Here is a 14,544-nt window from a genome sequence, read left to right on the forward strand (position 1 = left end):
GGCACGCGCGGCCTACTCCGCCGCTTGTGGCTTGGGCTCCTCGCGCAGCCGGAAGCGCTTCAGCAATCCGGATACCGTGTCGCGGAAGCCGCCATATTCCAGCTCTGAATAGGGCAGCATCGCAGCGCCGGACCAGCCCTGGCTACGCATCTCGATCGCCTTGCGCTGCGCGCGCTGGCGAACCTCGTCCCACGCAAGGTTGTCAAAGAAATCGGTATAGGACTCCGAGAACTTCCCGTCCCGGTCGATCGAGAAGCCGACGCAGGACACGATCGGCAGGCAGTACATCCCCGTCACCGGGGTGTTGAGCGGCACCGGCATGAGCGGCATCACATGCGAGCCGCGCGCATCGCCGCCCACGAAGTGCGCCTTGGCGAAGGGCGAGATGATTTCTTCGGGCGCGGCGAATATGCCCTGGTTCCTGACGACCGCGACCGGATCATCCTTGCCGGTGTATTTGCCTGCGATGGAGTGAAGACGCTGCGCCGAAACGGCGACGGCGACCTCGCCATAGGTTTTCGAGACGATGCGATCAATGCCGAAGCGCTCGTTGTCGCGAAGCAGCGCCGCAATGTGGTAGCCGTCCGCGGGCGCATCGAGTTCGATCACGCTGTCGCCGGCCGTGTTGTCCATATCGATGATATGGAAACGGAAGCCCTTGATCATCGGGGGCAGCATCAGCCCGGCGCAATACATGGGATCGGCAAAAGCCAGATAGAGCGGCAGGTTGTAGGCGCCGGGGCCGCATTTGTCTGCGGCGAACACCATGAAGGACTCCGCGGGTCTCGCGCCCGCGAGGCTGTGGTCGAAGCTGAGTTCGGCGACGGCCGGGCCCGCGCCGCGAACGTTTCCGGAAGGGGCGTCGACGAGAAGATCCTGGCCGGCGCCGTAGAGCCCGGAGGTCTTCGCAACCGCAGTGGCCGCGAGAAACGTCTTCCAGGCGAATTGGTGGACTTCGGAGCTCCCTTCGCCCCGCGTGTGCGTCATGATGATCGCAATGTCGTCGCCGGTATGGCGCACGAACCCGTCGATCAGGAGACCGTTGTCGATCGCTTTCGCGACCTCCCCTTCGACAGCCGCCATCATGCGCGCAGATGGTTTCGTGTGGCCCCCAACGGAGCCAATGTCAGCCTTGATGACCGAAATGGTGAGTTTCATGAGCATCCCTCCGACCGCAACGCAGCGCCTTCGCCTCGGCGCTCGCTGCGCCGGGGGCGACGGCGCGCTCATTTGCGAAAAGAACGTCGTGTGTTGCGACAGGTTCCCTGCGCAAATTGCTTGGGGAACTATGGCCCCTCCGTCACCGACTGTCGATACGGGCTATCGACGCATCTGGAATAACTCGTGATGCTCGATGGGGTTACCACCCGCCCTATGAAGCGCGGTTGAGAAAAATTGGCAGCCCCCGCTTGTTGGAGTAGAGAGGACGGTAGCGCTCCGTGTTGTACGCGGTGGCAACGTCCAATTTGCGCGGCCCAAGCCTGGCGTCAGGTATAGGCACGAGGTCGTAGCGGCCCTCGACCAGCGCCGACATCAGACCCGTTTTGCCTTCCAGGATCGCATCGTAGGCCAAGTTGCCGAACGTCAGCGCGACAAGCTTGTCGATGAAATCCGGATCGCCCGATCGCAGATCGTAGGTGAGGTCAGAGACGATAGTCTCCTCGCCGGAGCGCCGCTTGATCTCGTCGGCGAATGCTTCGGCCACGCTCGCCTTCCTGCGGTGCCCGTAGGCGTCGGGATCGCCGTATTCCTGCACCTTGTAACCCTCCCACTCGGCGCCCTCGCTGAGCACGATCAGCGCGTAGTTGCTTGGGTTGCCGCGCTTGTCCTCGACGAGAAGCTGGATCAACTTGTCGAGGTTGACCTTGTACTCCGGTATGGCGCATCGGATCGAGGTCGCGTAGGCGGTGTAAAATGCCGTAAACCCGGCATCGCGGCCAAAGATGCGGAAAATGCCAATTCGCTCGTGCGAGCCGACAGTGGTGCGCTGCCGCTGGATGGCTTCGCTGGCGCGGGTGATCGCAGTCGAGAAACCGATGCAGTACTCGGTGTTGCGGACGTCGTTGTCCATCGTCTTCGGGATGGCAATGATCTTGACGCCAAGTCTATTCAGCTTGTCAGCATAGCTGAGCGTATCGTCGCCGCCGATCGCGATCAGATGCTCGATGCCGAGCCCTGCGAGGTTCGCCAGCACCTTGTCCGTGAGGTCCCACGTCTTGGTTGCGATCCCGTCCTTGGTACTCTGGGAAACTGGAAAGTCCTGCCCGACGAGATGATTGGGCAGCTTCTTCATTTTGGAGGGATTGGTGCGGCTCGAGTGCAGCACGGTGCCGCCGCGCCGGTCGATGATGCGCGTGTTTTCGCGGTTCAGCGGGATGACGTAGTGAGACTTGCTGGCCGGGTCGTCGAGGTTCACGTGCGTGAGGGCCTCCCAACCACGGCGGAGACCGACAACCTCAATGTCGTCCTCGCTGCCGCGATAAGTCACACTCTTGATCACAGCATTGAGGCCGGGAACGTCACCGCCTCCGGTGAGAATACCAATGCGCTTCCTCGCCATGCCCACCTCCCAGGATTGGTATGTCGCATAACGCCAGCGTCAGGTTGCGGGTTCCGTAGGCTGTCCGCCGGCGACCCTTCTTGCTCTAGATTTCCCGCGCATCGCGGCGACGGTAGACCAGGAGCATCAGCGGCGCCAGCTTGCGCATCAGGCCGTGCGCCGGGATCGTCACCGGATCGGTGAACGGCAGCGCCAACTCGCTGTCCGGCACGCCCTGCACCGCCTTCGCGAGCTCGCGGCCGAGCGGCATGGTCAGCGCAACGGCGCGGCCGTTGCAGCCGGTCCAGCCAAAGGCGTTCGGCCCGAGCCGATGCATGCGCGGCAGGAAATCCGTGGTCATCCCGACATAGCCGTTCCAGACATAGTCGAACGAGACATCGCCGATCTGCGGCCACAGCCGCTGCAGCCGCTCGGTCACGCGGGCCTTGATCCGCTCGACCTTGTTGCCGGGGCCGAGCACCGCGCCGCCGGTGACGAGGCGGTTGCGGGCGTCGTAGCGCGCGAAATACAGCTCGCCATGGGTGTCCGACATCGCCTGCCGGCCGGGGATGATGGTCTTGCGGACATTGTCCGACAGCGGCTGCGTCGACATCTGCCACGACAGCACCGGCATCACCTCGGTCGCGATCTCCGGCACCAGCGATTTGGCGAACTCGCCGCTATAGGCGTTGGTGGCGACCACCAGCGCGCGGCCGGCAATTTCGCCGTTCGCGGTCTTCACCACCCAGCGATCGCCGCGGCGCTCAAAACTCAGCGCCGGCGAGCGGGCATAGATGCGCGCGCCGAGGCCGATGACGGTGTGCGCGAGGCCGCGCGCCAGTGCCAGCGGATTGATGTGACCGCCGCTCCTGTTCCAGAAACCGCCGTACCAGGCATTCGAGCCGAGCATGTCGCCGACCTGCTCACGCGACAGCAATTCCACCGGCGCGCCGAATTTCGACCATTGCCGCACCCGCCGCTCCGCGATCTTGATACGGCCCGGCGAATGTACCGGCTGCACCCAGCCGGCCTGCTCCTGCTCGGCGTCGATGTTGTAGCGACGCACGATGTCGAACAGCGTCGAAGCGCTGTCGCGCAGCATCGCGACAAAGCGCTCGCCGGTCGCGCCGTGCCTGGCGATGATATCCTCGGGATCGGGCCGCGACAGCGTCGGGATCACCTGCCCGTTGTTGCGGCCGGAGGCGCCCCAGCCCGGCTCGGCGGCCTCGACGATGGCGACGTCGACATTGGCCTCGCGCAGATGCAGCGCGGTCGACAGCCCGGTAAAGCCGCCGCCGATGATGACGACATCGGCCTGCTGCGCGCCGGTCAGCTCAGAGCAATCGGGGCCGGATGGCGTCACCGCGGCCCAGAGCGACTCGGGCCAGCGCACGGCAGTGCTGCTCATCATGATCCTTTCTTGCGGGCGCCTGATCGTTCTGCTTAGCTTTAAAGCATGATCTGGAAAATTGCGTAGCGGTTTTCCGAAAAGATCATGCTCAAACAAGTTTCCTTATTCCAGCCGGGAAGACAAGAAGTGGCACTCAAGAACGTCATCGGAATCGACCACGCCGTGGTCATGGTGAAGGACCTCGACAAGGCCGCCGAGAACTACAAGCGGCTCGGCTTCACCGTGTCGCCGCGCGGCACTCACAGCGCGCATATGGGATCGGGCAACTACACCATCATGTTCGATCCCGACTACATGGAATTGCTCGGCGTGCTGACGCCGACCGAACATAATGCGCCGGCGCGGTCGTTTCTGGAGAAGCGCGGCGAAGGAATCGAGCGGATCGCATTCACCGCGGTAGATTCGGCCGCCGGCGCGGAAGAGATCCGCGCCCGCGGCTACACGCCGGTCGGCCCGACCGACTTCGAGAGGCCGGTGACGCTGCCGAATGGCACGGTCTCCGCGGCAAAATTCCGCACCTTCCAGTGGCCGACCGCCGAGGCGCCCGGCGGCGTCCGCATCTTCGCCTGCCAGCACAAGACCCGCGAGACGGTGTGGATCCCCGAACTGATGACGCACGCCAATGGGGCGAGACGCCTCAAGCAGGTGTTGATCGTCTCGCCCGATGCGGCCACCGATGCGGCACATCTCGCCAAGATGATCGACAACGCCGTGCGGAATGAAGCCGACGGCGCAATCGCGGTGCCGTCGGGCGGCGACCGCGCCGACTTCGTGTTCCTGAGCAAGGACCAGCTCGGCAAGCGCTATCCCGGCGTATCGCTGGACGGGCTGCCCGATCGCGGCGGCGCCGGCCTCGTGATCGCGGCCGATCTTGCCAAAACGGAGCAAGCGCTGGGCGCGACCGGCGTCAAGAGCGGCAGCAGCATCTGCGTGCCGCCGGCGGCCGGCAACGGCACCCTGCTCGCCTTCGTCAAGGCATAGCGGCCCTGCCCTGCGACGCCGCAGCAGGCCATACAGACGAACTTGCGACATCGATGCGATCACGATCGCATCGTTGTTCTTGCGGCATCGCTTGATGCAGCAACGATCTGGAAAACCGGTTTTCACTTTTCCGGTTCATGTTCTAGTATCTCTCCCAAACAAGAACCGTCCAGGGAGAGAACCATGCCGCATCACCTGATCTCGCGCCGCCAGATGCTGGCCGGCACGGCCGCCACAGGCGCGCTTGCATTGACCGGGTCTCCGGCCCGCGCCGAGGTGAACTGGAAGAAATATTCCGGCACCACGCTTGAGGTGATCCTGGCCAAGGGGCCGCGCGGCGACAATCTGCAAAAATACATCAAGGAATTCACCGAGCTGACCGGCATCAAGGTCGAGTCGGAGCAGATCCCCGAGCAGCAGCAGCGCCAGAAGGCGGTGATCGAGCTCGCGTCGGGCAAGCCGAGCTTCGACGTCATCCACCTGAGCTACCACGTACAGAAGCGGCAGTTCGAGAAGGCCGGCTGGCTCGCCGACATGTCCGGCTACATGAAGGATCCGACGCTGACCGCGCCCGACCTCGTCGAGAGCGACTTTTCCGCGGCCGGGCTGCAATACGCCAAGAACGACAAAGGGCAGATGCTGTCGCTGCCGTGGTCGGTCGACTACTTCATCCTCTACTACAACAAGGAGCTGTTCCAGAAGAAGGGCGTCGCGGTGCCGAAGACGCTGGACGAGATGGTCGCGGCCGCGGAAAAGCTCACCGATGCCAAGGACGGCACTTTCGGCTTCGTCGGGCGCGGCCTGCGCAACGCCAACATGACGTTGTGGACCAACTTCTATCTCAACTATGGCGGCGAATTCCTCGACGGCAAGGGCAACATCCTGACCGACGGGCCCGAGGCGATCGCCGCAACGAAGCTCTATCAGACGCTGCTGACCAAGGTCGCGCCGCCCGGCGTCGCCGGCTTCAACTGGATGGAGTCGATGGCCTCGTTCACCCAGGGCCGCTCGGCGATGTGGATCGACGGCGTCGGCTGGGCGCCGCCGCTGGAAGACCCGGCGGCTTCCCGCGTCGTCGGCAAGGTCGGCTACACCGTGGTGCCCGCCGGACCGAAGGGACAATATTCGGCGACCTATGGCGACGGCATCGGCATTGCCGCGGCCAGCAAGAACAAAGAAGCCGCCTATCTGCTTTGCCAATGGGTGGTCTCGAAGAAGCAGGGCGCGCGGCTGTTGCAGGCCGGCGGCGGCGTCCCGTTCCGCAATTCGATCCTGAACGATCCCGAGGTGCAGCAGGGCGTGAAGATGCCGAAGGAATGGCTGCAATCGGTGGTCGATTCTGCAAAGATCTCCAAGCTCGGCCTGCCCGTCGTGATCCCGGTCGCCGAATTCCGCGACATCGTCGGTGCGGCGCTGACATCGACCCTGTCGGGCGCCGATCCTGCGACCGAGCTGAAGAAGGCGCACGAGCAGTATCGCCCGATCCTGGAGCGCAGCGAAAAAGCGTGAGCGTGGTGACAGAAGCTCCGGCAGTCGCGCAACGCGCCGCGCCGGAACGTGAATGGCGTCCGCCGTCCTACTGGCCGTTCGTGATCCCGGCGCTCGTCGTGGTGCTGGCGGTGATCATCTTCCCGTGGGTGTTCACGATCTGGATGAGCCTCAACGAATGGAAGGTGGGCTCGCCGATCACCTTCGTTGGCCTCGCCAATTATCTGCGGCTGCCGGCCGATCCGCGCTTCGTCGAGGCGGTCGGCCATACGCTGGTCTACACGGCGTTGTCGGTGCTGCTGCCGCTGATCCTCGGCACGCTGGCGGCGATCGTGTTTCACCAGCAATTTGCCGCGCGCGGTTTTCTGCGCGGCATCTTCATCATGCCGATGATGGCGACACCGGTTGCAATCGCGCTGGTGTGGACCATGATGTTCCACCCGCAGCTCGGCGTGCTGAACTATCTGCTGTCGCTGGTCGGCCTGCCGCCGCAGCTCTGGGTGTTCAACCCGACCACCGTGATCCCGTCGCTGGTGCTGGTCGAGACCTGGCAATGGACGCCGCTGGTGATGCTGATCGTGCTCGGCGGCCTCGCCGCGATCCCGACCGAGCCCTACGAGAGCGCGCAGATCGATGGCGCCAGCTTCTGGCAAGTGTTCCGCTTCATCACGCTGCCGCTGATCATGCCGTTCCTGTTCATCGCCGGCATGATCCGCATGATCGACGCGGTGAAGAGTTTTGACATCATCTTCGCGATCACCCAGGGCGGCCCCGGCTCGGCGTCGGAGACCATCAACGTCTATCTCTACAGCGTCGCCTTCGTCTACTACGACCTCGGCTACGGCTCGGCGATCGCCGTGGTGTTCTTCCTGCTGATCGTCGCGTTGGCCGCGCTGCTGCTCTACATGCGCAAGCGGATGCTGTGGACGTCAGAGCTCGGGAGCGGCGCATGAACCCGCGTCGGATTCCAAGTCAGATCCTTGGCCAGATCGGGCTTTGGCTGTCGGTGCTCGTGATCGTCTCGCCGGCGATCCTGTTCTTTCTCTGGATGGCCTCGCTGTCGCTGAAGTTCGAGATCGACAACGCCGCTTATCCGCCGGTGTTTTTCCCGGAGCATATCGCCTGGAAGAACTACGCCGACGTGGTCGCCTCCAATCGTTTCCTCACCTACTTCATGAACAGCCTGATCGTCACCGGCGCCGCCACCGGCCTTGCGATGTTGGTCGGCGTGCCCGCGGGCTACGGCATCGCGCGGATGGCGGCGCATAAATCTGCGGTCGTGATCCTGATCGCGCGCATCACGCCGGGGCTGTCCTACCTGATCCCGCTGTTCCTGCTGTTCCAGTGGCTCGGCCTGCTCGGCACGCTGGTGCCGCAGATCATCATCCATCTCGTGGTCACGGTGCCGATCGTGATCTGGATCATGATCGGCTACTTCGAGACCACGCCGCTCGAGCTCGAGGAAGCCGCGCTGATCGACGGTGCCACGCGCTGGCAGGTGTTCCGCCATGTCGCGCTGCCGATCGCGAGGCCCGGGCTCGCGGTCGCCTTCATCCTCGCGGTGATCTTCTCCTGGAACAATTTTGTGTTCGGCATCGTGCTGGCCGGGCGCGAGACCCGCACCCTGCCGGTCGCGGTCTACAACATGATCTCGTTCGACCAGTTGAGCTGGGGCCCGCTCGCCGCCGCCGCGCTGATCGTCACCGCGCCGGTGCTGCTGCTCACCGTGATGGCGCAGCGGCAGATCGTCGCCGGGCTGACGGCGGGCGCGGTGAAGGGCGGTTAGCGAATCCCGTCATTGCGAGCGAAGCGAAGCAATCCATAGCTCCGCAAGTGGAGGCATGGATTGCTTCGTCGCTTTGCGCCTCGCAATGACGGGCGTAACCACTTGAACACTGCGATCCGTTATGCTTATGCCCCGAGCGCCTTCAGCACCGCAGCGGAATCAGTGACCCAGCCGAAAATCCCGCCCTGGGCCTTGATCATGTTCAGGCCCATCTCGTGGAATTCCGGGAAGTAGGAGGCGCAGCCGTCGCCGATCACGACGCAGCGATAGCCGCGGTCGTTGGCCTCGCGCACCGTGGTGTTGACGCAGACCTCGGTGGTGACGCCGCAGACCAAGAGGTTCTCGATGCCGTATTTCTGCAGGACGTCGCCGAATTCGGTGGCGTAGAACGCGCCCTTGCCGGGCTTGTCGATCACGATCTCGCTCTCGAGCGGATAGAGCGCGGGGATGATGTCGTGCCCCGCCTCGCCGCGGATCAAAATTCGTCCCATCGGCCCGGGGTCGCCGATCCGCAAGGACGGTGCACCGCGTTCGACTTTCGCGGGCGGGGCGTCGGAGAGATCGGGCAGATGGCCCTCGCGGGTGTGGATCACGAGCATGTCGTAATCGCGCGCCGCCGCCAGCACCGCGGCGATCGGCTGCACCGCGCGGGCAAGCTGGCTGACATCATTGCCGAGCGTCTCGCCGAAGCCGCCGGGCTCGAGAAAATCGCGCTGCATGTCGATGATGACGAGCGCGGTCCGGCTCCAGTCGAGCGTAATCGGCTCCGGGTCCGCCGCGATCGTGCCGCTTGAGATTGTCATCACACCCCCCGCCCAACGCAATATCCCGTGCATGGCAAGCAATCGACGTGCCATTGTATACGATGATTTCGACCGTCTTGGCATGATGATTGCTGGATCGACGTCGACCGAACGGCAAGGACCGACGGGTCGCCGCGTCGAACAATCGGGAGGACAGGCATGAACGGACTTGGTGGTCTCAACAAGTCACCCAATGGGGTGGTGATCGGGCTGGTGCAGCTGCAACTGCCCGTGGTCGCGACGAGGGCCGATCTGGCGCGGCAGACCGAGCGCATTGTCTGGATGGTCGGCAAGGCGCGGCGCAATCTCGCCACCATGGACCTCGTCGTATTTCCTGAATACTCCCTGCACGGCCTGTCGATGGACACCAATCCGGAGATCATGTGCCGGCTCGACGGGCCCGAGGTGGCGGCGTTCAAGAGGGCCTGCATCGACAACAGGATCTGGGGCTGCTTCTCGATCATGGAGTACAACCCCCATGGCAACCCCTATAATTCGGGCCTGATCATCGACGATTACGGCGAGATCAAACTCTATTACCGCAAGTTCCATCCCTGGATTCCGGTCGAGCCGTGGGAGCCTGGCGACATCGGCATCCCCGTGATCGAGGGACCGCGGGGCGCCAAGATCGCGCTGATCATCTGCCACGACGGCATGTTTCCTGAAATGGCGCGAGAATGCGCCTACAAGGGCGCTGAGATCATGATCCGCACCGCGGGTTACACCGCGCCGATCCGCGAAAGCTGGCGTTTCACCAACCAGGCCAACGCGTTCCAGAACCTGATGGTGACGGCCAATGTCTGCATGTGCGGTTCGGATGGTTCGTTCGACTCGATGGGCGAAGGCATGATCGTCAATTTTGACGGCAGTATCATCGCGCACGGCACCACCGGACGCGCCGACGAGATCATCACCGCCGAGGTGCGGCCCGACCTCGTGCGTGAGGCGCGGATCAACTGGGGCGTCGAGAACAACATCTATCAGCTTTGGCACCGCGGATATGTCGCGGTGAAGGGCGGCGCGATGGACTGCCCCTACACGTTCATGCAAGACATGGTGTCCGGCCGCTTCCGCCTGCCGTGGGAAGACCAGGTCAGGATCACCGACGGCACATCCTGCGGCTTTCCCGCGCCGACACGCGTGTTCGGAAAGGCAGCGAAAGCCGCCGAGTGACCTTTCCTACTTGAAGAAATGCACCAGCCCGATGCTGAGGCCGAGCAGCAGCAGCAGCGACAGCGTCACCGCGGCGGTCACCCGGCCGCCGACGGTCGAGAGCACGCGCACGTCGACGCCGAGCCCGAGGGCTGCCATCGAGAGCACGGTGAGGATCACCGCGGTCTTGGTCACCGGCGCGATCACGATATCGGGCACCAGCTGGAGCGAGCGCAAAGCGGCCAGCGCCAGAAAGCCGATGATGAACCAGGGCACCAGCTTGAACGGTGAGATCGGGACTGTCTTGGCGTTGCCGGCCTTGCGCTTGCGCCGGGCGACGAACAGCGACAGGCCGACCACGATCGGGCCCAGCATCAACACCCGCACCAGCTTGACCAGCGTGCCGATCTGGGTCGAGACGATGCCGGCCGGCACCGTCGCGGCCAGCACCTGCGGCACCGCATAGACGGTGAGGCCGGCCAGGATGCCGTATTGGGTCGCCGACAGCTTGAGCAGCGGAATCAAGAGCGGCAGGCCGAGCACCATCAGCACACCGAGAATCGCGGTGAACGAGATCGACGAGGCGATGTCGTCGCCGTCGGCCTCGATCACCGGGGCAACCGCCGCGATCGCCGAATTACCGCAGATCGAGTTGCCGCAGGCAATCAGGATCGAGAGTTTTGTCCTTAGCCCGAGCATCCGGCTGAGCCCGAAACTCACCATCAACATGATCACGACGGTCACCGCGATGGCGCCGATCAGGAGCCAGCCCGAGGCCACGATCGCGGCAAAGCTGATCGAGGCGCCGAGCAGCATCACCGCGACCTCGAGCAGCTGCTTGGCGCTGAAGGCGATCCCGGAGCGCCAGCGCTCCGACGGCTGCCAGGCGGTACGCACCGCCATGCCGAGCAGGATCGCGACCACCAGCGCCTCGATATAGGGATGGTCGAAGACGTGCTCCTCGGCGGCCTGGATGCCGAGCGAGATCACGGTGATCACCCCGCAGAGCAGGATGCCGGGAATGAGCAGGAACAGGCGCTTCAGCGCGCCCGGCTTCTGCTGGCGGTCAGGCCCTTTCGATAGCTCCGGCACAAAATCCTCGTCTTCGGAGAAGATTTTATGCGCCAGATCGCGCCCGTTGAGCAACTCATTTTCGGATTACCGCGATGCAGAGAAGTTCTATCTCGCAATTGATGTCAATATCGCGGGATTGACGATGCGCACAGTCGGCGCGGCGCCGGAACTGCTACGCGGAGTTCGACGAGGAATAGAGGAATACGAGAATCGGTGCTGGCACGCGCTAAAGCGCGGCGAACAGGCCCTGCGCCCATGCCACGGCACCGTCGAAGCTGAACACGCCCGGCTCGAAATAGGCCGCCCGCGCCAGCACAATGCCGACCACCAGTACCCAGAACACGCTGGTGCCCGCGGTCTTCAGCCAATTCGACGCACGGGTGCTGGCGATCGAATTGTCGACCGCGGGGACCGGCTCGCCGAAGGGATCGAATGCGGATTGGCTCATCGTTCTGACCGTCTGGAATGTGGCCTAACATGTCGCGACGGCGGGCGCAGAAGCAAGGGTCGTGAAATGCCTTTTGCGGCGACTCCTTGGAAGGACGTTTTCCGGCGCAAAAGCCGCGGAGCATTTTCTTCTTAGGTGCCCCTGGCTGGCCTCAACCATCGGTTACGCGCTGCGGCGCCAGGCGCGGCAGCGTGATCCGCATGCGGGTCCCGATCCCCGGCGTGCTGTCGAGCTGAAGCTCTCCGCCCAGCCGGTTGGTGACGATGTTATGGACGATGTGCAGGCCGAGCCCGATCCGGCCGTTGTCGCGGCGCGTGGTGAAGAACGGGTCGAACGCCTGCCGCCGCACCTCGCTCGCCATCCCGCAGCCATCGTCGGCGAACAGGATGTCCACTCGATCCGCGCCCGCGGCGCGCAGCCGGATCGTGATGGTGCCGCCCTTGCCGTCCGGAAACGCGTGCGCGACCGAATTGACGAACAGGTTGGTCAGCACCTGGCCGTAAGGACCGGGATAGCTGTTCATCGCAAGATCCGGCGCGAAATCGACTTCGAGCGCCAGGTTGTTCTTCGGCAATGCCGGGCGCAGGTTCGCGAGCACCTGTTCGGTCACCTCGCCGAGATCGAACGGGCGCCGCTCGAAATAGCTGCGATCGACCGCCACCTGCTTGAACGACTGCACCAGGTCGGCCGCGCGCTTGAGATTGCCGACCAGCAGCGATGATGCGCTTTCGACCACTTCGACGAAATCGCTCAGGCTCGACCGCTTCAGCTTGCCGCGCGCCGCCTCCGCGGCGAAGTCGGCGCATTTCTGCTCCAGCACCGAGGCGACCGTGAGACTGGTGCCGACCGGACTGTTGATCTCGTGCGCGACGCCGGCCACCAGCCGGCCGAGCGCCGCAAGCTTCTCCGCCTCGATCAGCGAGGCCTGGGTCTCCTGCAGATGGTGCAGGGCGCGCTCGGCCGCATCGCGGGCCGCACGGATCTCGCGTTCGCTCCGCTTGCGCTCGGTGATCTCCTCGGCCGCGACGTTGACGCCGACGACATTGCCGCCCGGCCCGAGTTGCGGGTGCCAATGCGTGATCCAGCAGCGCTCGTCATTGTGGCCCGGGCGCTGGCCGTAGACCTCGACGCCGGTGACGGGTTGCCCGGTCTCCATGATCGAGCGAACGATGCCTTCGACCGCCGCGGCCAGCGCCGGCACGCAATCGCGCACGGTGCGTCCGAGATGGCCCTCGACCGAGATGCCGCAAATCTCGGTGAGACGCTGGTTGATCTGCAGATAGCGGCAGTCGGGAGAGAGGTAAGCAAGGCCGATCGGCGCCGTGTCGTAGATCAACTGCAGCGCCGGTTGCTTGGGGAATTGAATCTCGTGGACGACGGACGACCCCATGTCCTTCTCCCCGGTTTTTGCAAGTCTAGCGCCTCACGACTGGCTCGCAAGTAGCCCTCAGCCATGCTGAATTCAGGGCGGAACCCGTCCAGATTCGGCACGACCGGGCGTTGACACAGATCAAGGCCGCGCCGGGGGAAACGCGTCAGCTTCCACTATTTGCCGCCGGCCGGAAATTCTCGATGAAGCGCAGCAGCACGCGCGCGCCGGTGTCGGCGTCGGCGAGCTCGACATGCTCGGCCGGATTGTGGCTGACGCCGCCGCGGCAGCGGACGAAGAGCATGCCGATATCGGCGACATCGACCATCGCCATGCCGTCATGCCCCGCCCCGCTCGGCAGTTCGAAGCTGGCAAAGCCCTCGGCGGCGACGGCGTCCGCGAGCTGCGCCTTCAGCCACGGCGCGCAGGGCACGCTGCGGTTCTCGTGGGTGACGTCGATCTGCAGCGCCAGATTTCGGCGCGATGCGATCGCCTCGATTCGCCGCACGATATCGGCCACCGCGCGCTTGCGATGCATGTCGCTCTGCGAACGGATGTCGATCGTGAACGAGACTTTTCCCGGGATCACGTTGGTGGCGCCGGGCATCGCGGTGATATAGCCGACGGTGCCGACGAGGCCAGCTTCATCGCTCCGGCAAAATTCCTCGATCGCGACGATGCATTCGGCGGCGCCCGCCAGCGCGTCGCGCCGCATCGGCATCGGCACGGTGCCGGCATGGCCGGCGGTGCCGGTGAGGCTGGCGGCGAGCCGGGTTGCGCCGGCGATGGCGCTCACCACGCCGACCGGCAGACCCTTCTGCTCCAGCACCGGCCCCTGCTCGATGTGCAGCTCGACATAGCCGAGCAGCTCGCGGCGGACGCGCGCCGCCTTGCCGATGTGATCGGGGTCGAGCCCGAACTGGAGCAGCGCTTCGCGCATCGAGATGCCGTCGCGGTCGCGCACCGTGAGCGCGGCCTCGTCGAAAGTACCGGCCACCGCGCGGCTGCCGAGCAGGGTCGAGGCGAAGCGCACGCCCTCCTCGTCGGCAAAGCCCACGACCTCGATCGCAAAGGGCAGCCGCTTGCCGCGGCGGTTCAGATCGGCAACGCAGGCGATCGCGGTGATGACGCCGAGCGGGCCGTCCCATTTGCCGGCGTCGCGCACCGTGTCGTAGTGCGAGCCGAGCATCAGGCACGGCAGGCCCGGCCGTTCGCCCTCATAGCGGCCGCAGACATTGCCGATGGCATCGAGATGCGCGGCCATGCCGGCCTCGCGCATCCAGGACTGGATGAGATCGGCGGCCTTGCGGTGCTCCGCCGTAAGGAAGATGCGCGCCAGGTGCTCCGGCGTCTCCGAGATGGCGGCAAGCTCGCCGATCCGTGCCACGATCGCTTCGCCAAGGGATGACGGTTTCATCTCGCTCATGCTGTTTCAGTCCCAACCCCGGCGGCGGGGCGCCGCCCCGCACGTGTCCCACTCGTAGCAGCCTCGA

13 protein-coding genes are annotated in these 14,544 nt (G+C 64.6%); 5 read left to right on the top strand and 8 right to left on the bottom strand.

Annotated elements, in window-relative coordinates; translation table 11 throughout:
* Positions 1-12 precede the first annotated feature (12 nt).
* The 3 genes from CI41S_RS41270 to CI41S_RS41280 form a co-directional block, all read right to left on the bottom strand.
* Positions 13-1,158: a fructose-1,6-bisphosphatase gene (locus CI41S_RS41270; protein ID WP_139481674.1), complete on the bottom strand. Its 1,146-nt coding sequence runs from the start codon at positions 1,156-1,158 to the stop codon at positions 13-15.
* Between the two features lie 214 nt (positions 1,159-1,372).
* Complete coding sequence (locus CI41S_RS41275; RefSeq protein WP_139481675.1) at positions 1,373-2,560, bottom strand: 6-phosphofructokinase; 1,188 nt, start codon at positions 2,558-2,560, stop codon at positions 1,373-1,375.
* Positions 2,561-2,645: 85 nt separating this feature from the next.
* The gene (locus CI41S_RS41280) at positions 2,646-3,947 is read right to left on the bottom strand and encodes an NAD(P)/FAD-dependent oxidoreductase (protein ID WP_139864672.1); all 1,302 of its coding nucleotides are present in this window, start codon (positions 3,945-3,947) and stop codon (positions 2,646-2,648) included.
* Positions 3,948-4,076: 129 nt separating this feature from the next.
* Between CI41S_RS41280 and CI41S_RS41285 the strand changes: the two genes are divergently transcribed.
* The 4 genes from CI41S_RS41285 (at position 4,077) to CI41S_RS41300 (ending at position 8,205) form a co-directional block, all read left to right on the top strand.
* A complete protein-coding gene (locus CI41S_RS41285; RefSeq protein ID WP_139864673.1) occupies positions 4,077-4,931 on the top strand; it encodes a VOC family protein in 855 nt (284 codons plus the stop codon).
* A gap of 183 nt (positions 4,932-5,114) precedes the next feature.
* A complete protein-coding gene (locus tag CI41S_RS41290; protein WP_139864674.1) occupies positions 5,115-6,440 on the top strand; it encodes an ABC transporter substrate-binding protein in 1,326 nt (441 codons plus the stop codon).
* Positions 6,437-7,372, top strand: coding sequence for a carbohydrate ABC transporter permease (locus tag CI41S_RS41295; protein ID WP_139864675.1), 936 nt, complete (start codon positions 6,437-6,439; stop codon positions 7,370-7,372). Before CI41S_RS41290 ends, CI41S_RS41295 begins: the two co-directional genes overlap by 4 nt.
* Entirely contained in the window at positions 7,369-8,205 is an 837-nt protein-coding gene (locus tag CI41S_RS41300) for a carbohydrate ABC transporter permease (RefSeq protein ID WP_172628390.1), read from the top strand. Before CI41S_RS41295 ends, CI41S_RS41300 begins: the two co-directional genes overlap by 4 nt.
* A 125-nt stretch (positions 8,206-8,330) precedes the next feature.
* Here the strand turns inward: CI41S_RS41300 and CI41S_RS41305 are convergent, their stop codons facing one another.
* Positions 8,331-9,008, bottom strand: coding sequence for a cysteine hydrolase family protein (locus CI41S_RS41305; RefSeq protein WP_139864677.1), 678 nt, complete (start codon positions 9,006-9,008; stop codon positions 8,331-8,333).
* Positions 9,009-9,167: 159 nt separating this feature from the next.
* Here CI41S_RS41305 and CI41S_RS41310 point away from each other — a divergent pair, with 159 nt between their 5' ends.
* Positions 9,168-10,181, top strand: coding sequence for a formamidase (locus CI41S_RS41310; RefSeq protein WP_139864678.1), 1,014 nt, complete (start codon positions 9,168-9,170; stop codon positions 10,179-10,181).
* A gap of 6 nt (positions 10,182-10,187) precedes the next feature.
* Here the strand turns inward: CI41S_RS41310 and CI41S_RS41315 are convergent, their stop codons facing one another.
* The 4 genes from CI41S_RS41315 to CI41S_RS41330 all read right to left on the bottom strand — a co-directional run bounded on the left by CI41S_RS41315 (position 10,188) and on the right by CI41S_RS41330 (position 14,477).
* Complete coding sequence (locus tag CI41S_RS41315) at positions 10,188-11,252, bottom strand: YeiH family protein (protein WP_139864755.1); 1,065 nt, start codon at positions 11,250-11,252, stop codon at positions 10,188-10,190.
* Positions 11,253-11,460: 208 nt separating this feature from the next.
* Positions 11,461-11,682, bottom strand: a complete 222-nt coding sequence (locus tag CI41S_RS41320; RefSeq protein ID WP_139481683.1) for a hypothetical protein — start codon at positions 11,680-11,682, stop codon at positions 11,461-11,463.
* A gap of 151 nt (positions 11,683-11,833) precedes the next feature.
* The gene (locus tag CI41S_RS41325) at positions 11,834-13,072 is read right to left on the bottom strand and encodes an ATP-binding protein (protein WP_139864679.1); all 1,239 of its coding nucleotides are present in this window, start codon (positions 13,070-13,072) and stop codon (positions 11,834-11,836) included.
* Between the two features lie 145 nt (positions 13,073-13,217).
* Positions 13,218-14,477: an allantoate amidohydrolase gene (locus CI41S_RS41330; protein ID WP_139864680.1), complete on the bottom strand. Its 1,260-nt coding sequence runs from the start codon at positions 14,475-14,477 to the stop codon at positions 13,218-13,220.
* Between the last annotated feature and the right edge of the window lie 67 nt (positions 14,478-14,544).

Origin of the sequence: Bradyrhizobium ivorense, from assembly GCF_900696085.1 — a bacterium.
Taxonomy (GTDB): domain Bacteria; phylum Pseudomonadota; class Alphaproteobacteria; order Rhizobiales; family Xanthobacteraceae; genus Bradyrhizobium; species Bradyrhizobium ivorense.

What these genes read in the sequence shown, in the direction of transcription:
- CI41S_RS41270 (WP_139481674.1), bottom strand. Translation starts at nt 1,158, where the DNA reads ATGAAACTCACCATTTCGGTCATCAAGGCTGACATTGGCTCCGTTGGG.
- CI41S_RS41300 (WP_172628390.1), top strand. Translation starts at nt 7,369, where the DNA reads ATGAACCCGCGTCGGATTCCAAGTCAGATCCTTGGCCAGATCGGGCTT.
- CI41S_RS41310 (WP_139864678.1), top strand. Translation starts at nt 9,168, where the DNA reads ATGAACGGACTTGGTGGTCTCAACAAGTCACCCAATGGGGTGGTGATC.
- CI41S_RS41305 (WP_139864677.1), bottom strand. Translation starts at nt 9,008, where the DNA reads ATGACAATCTCAAGCGGCACGATCGCGGCGGACCCGGAGCCGATTACG.
- CI41S_RS41275 (WP_139481675.1), bottom strand. Translation starts at nt 2,560, where the DNA reads ATGGCGAGGAAGCGCATTGGTATTCTCACCGGAGGCGGTGACGTTCCC.
- CI41S_RS41290 (WP_139864674.1), top strand. Translation starts at nt 5,115, where the DNA reads ATGCCGCATCACCTGATCTCGCGCCGCCAGATGCTGGCCGGCACGGCC.
- CI41S_RS41325 (WP_139864679.1), bottom strand. Translation starts at nt 13,072, where the DNA reads ATGGGGTCGTCCGTCGTCCACGAGATTCAATTCCCCAAGCAACCGGCG.
- CI41S_RS41330 (WP_139864680.1), bottom strand. Translation starts at nt 14,477, where the DNA reads ATGAGCGAGATGAAACCGTCATCCCTTGGCGAAGCGATCGTGGCACGG.
- CI41S_RS41280 (WP_139864672.1), bottom strand. Translation starts at nt 3,947, where the DNA reads ATGAGCAGCACTGCCGTGCGCTGGCCCGAGTCGCTCTGGGCCGCGGTG.
- CI41S_RS41320 (WP_139481683.1), bottom strand. Translation starts at nt 11,682, where the DNA reads ATGAGCCAATCCGCATTCGATCCCTTCGGCGAGCCGGTCCCCGCGGTC.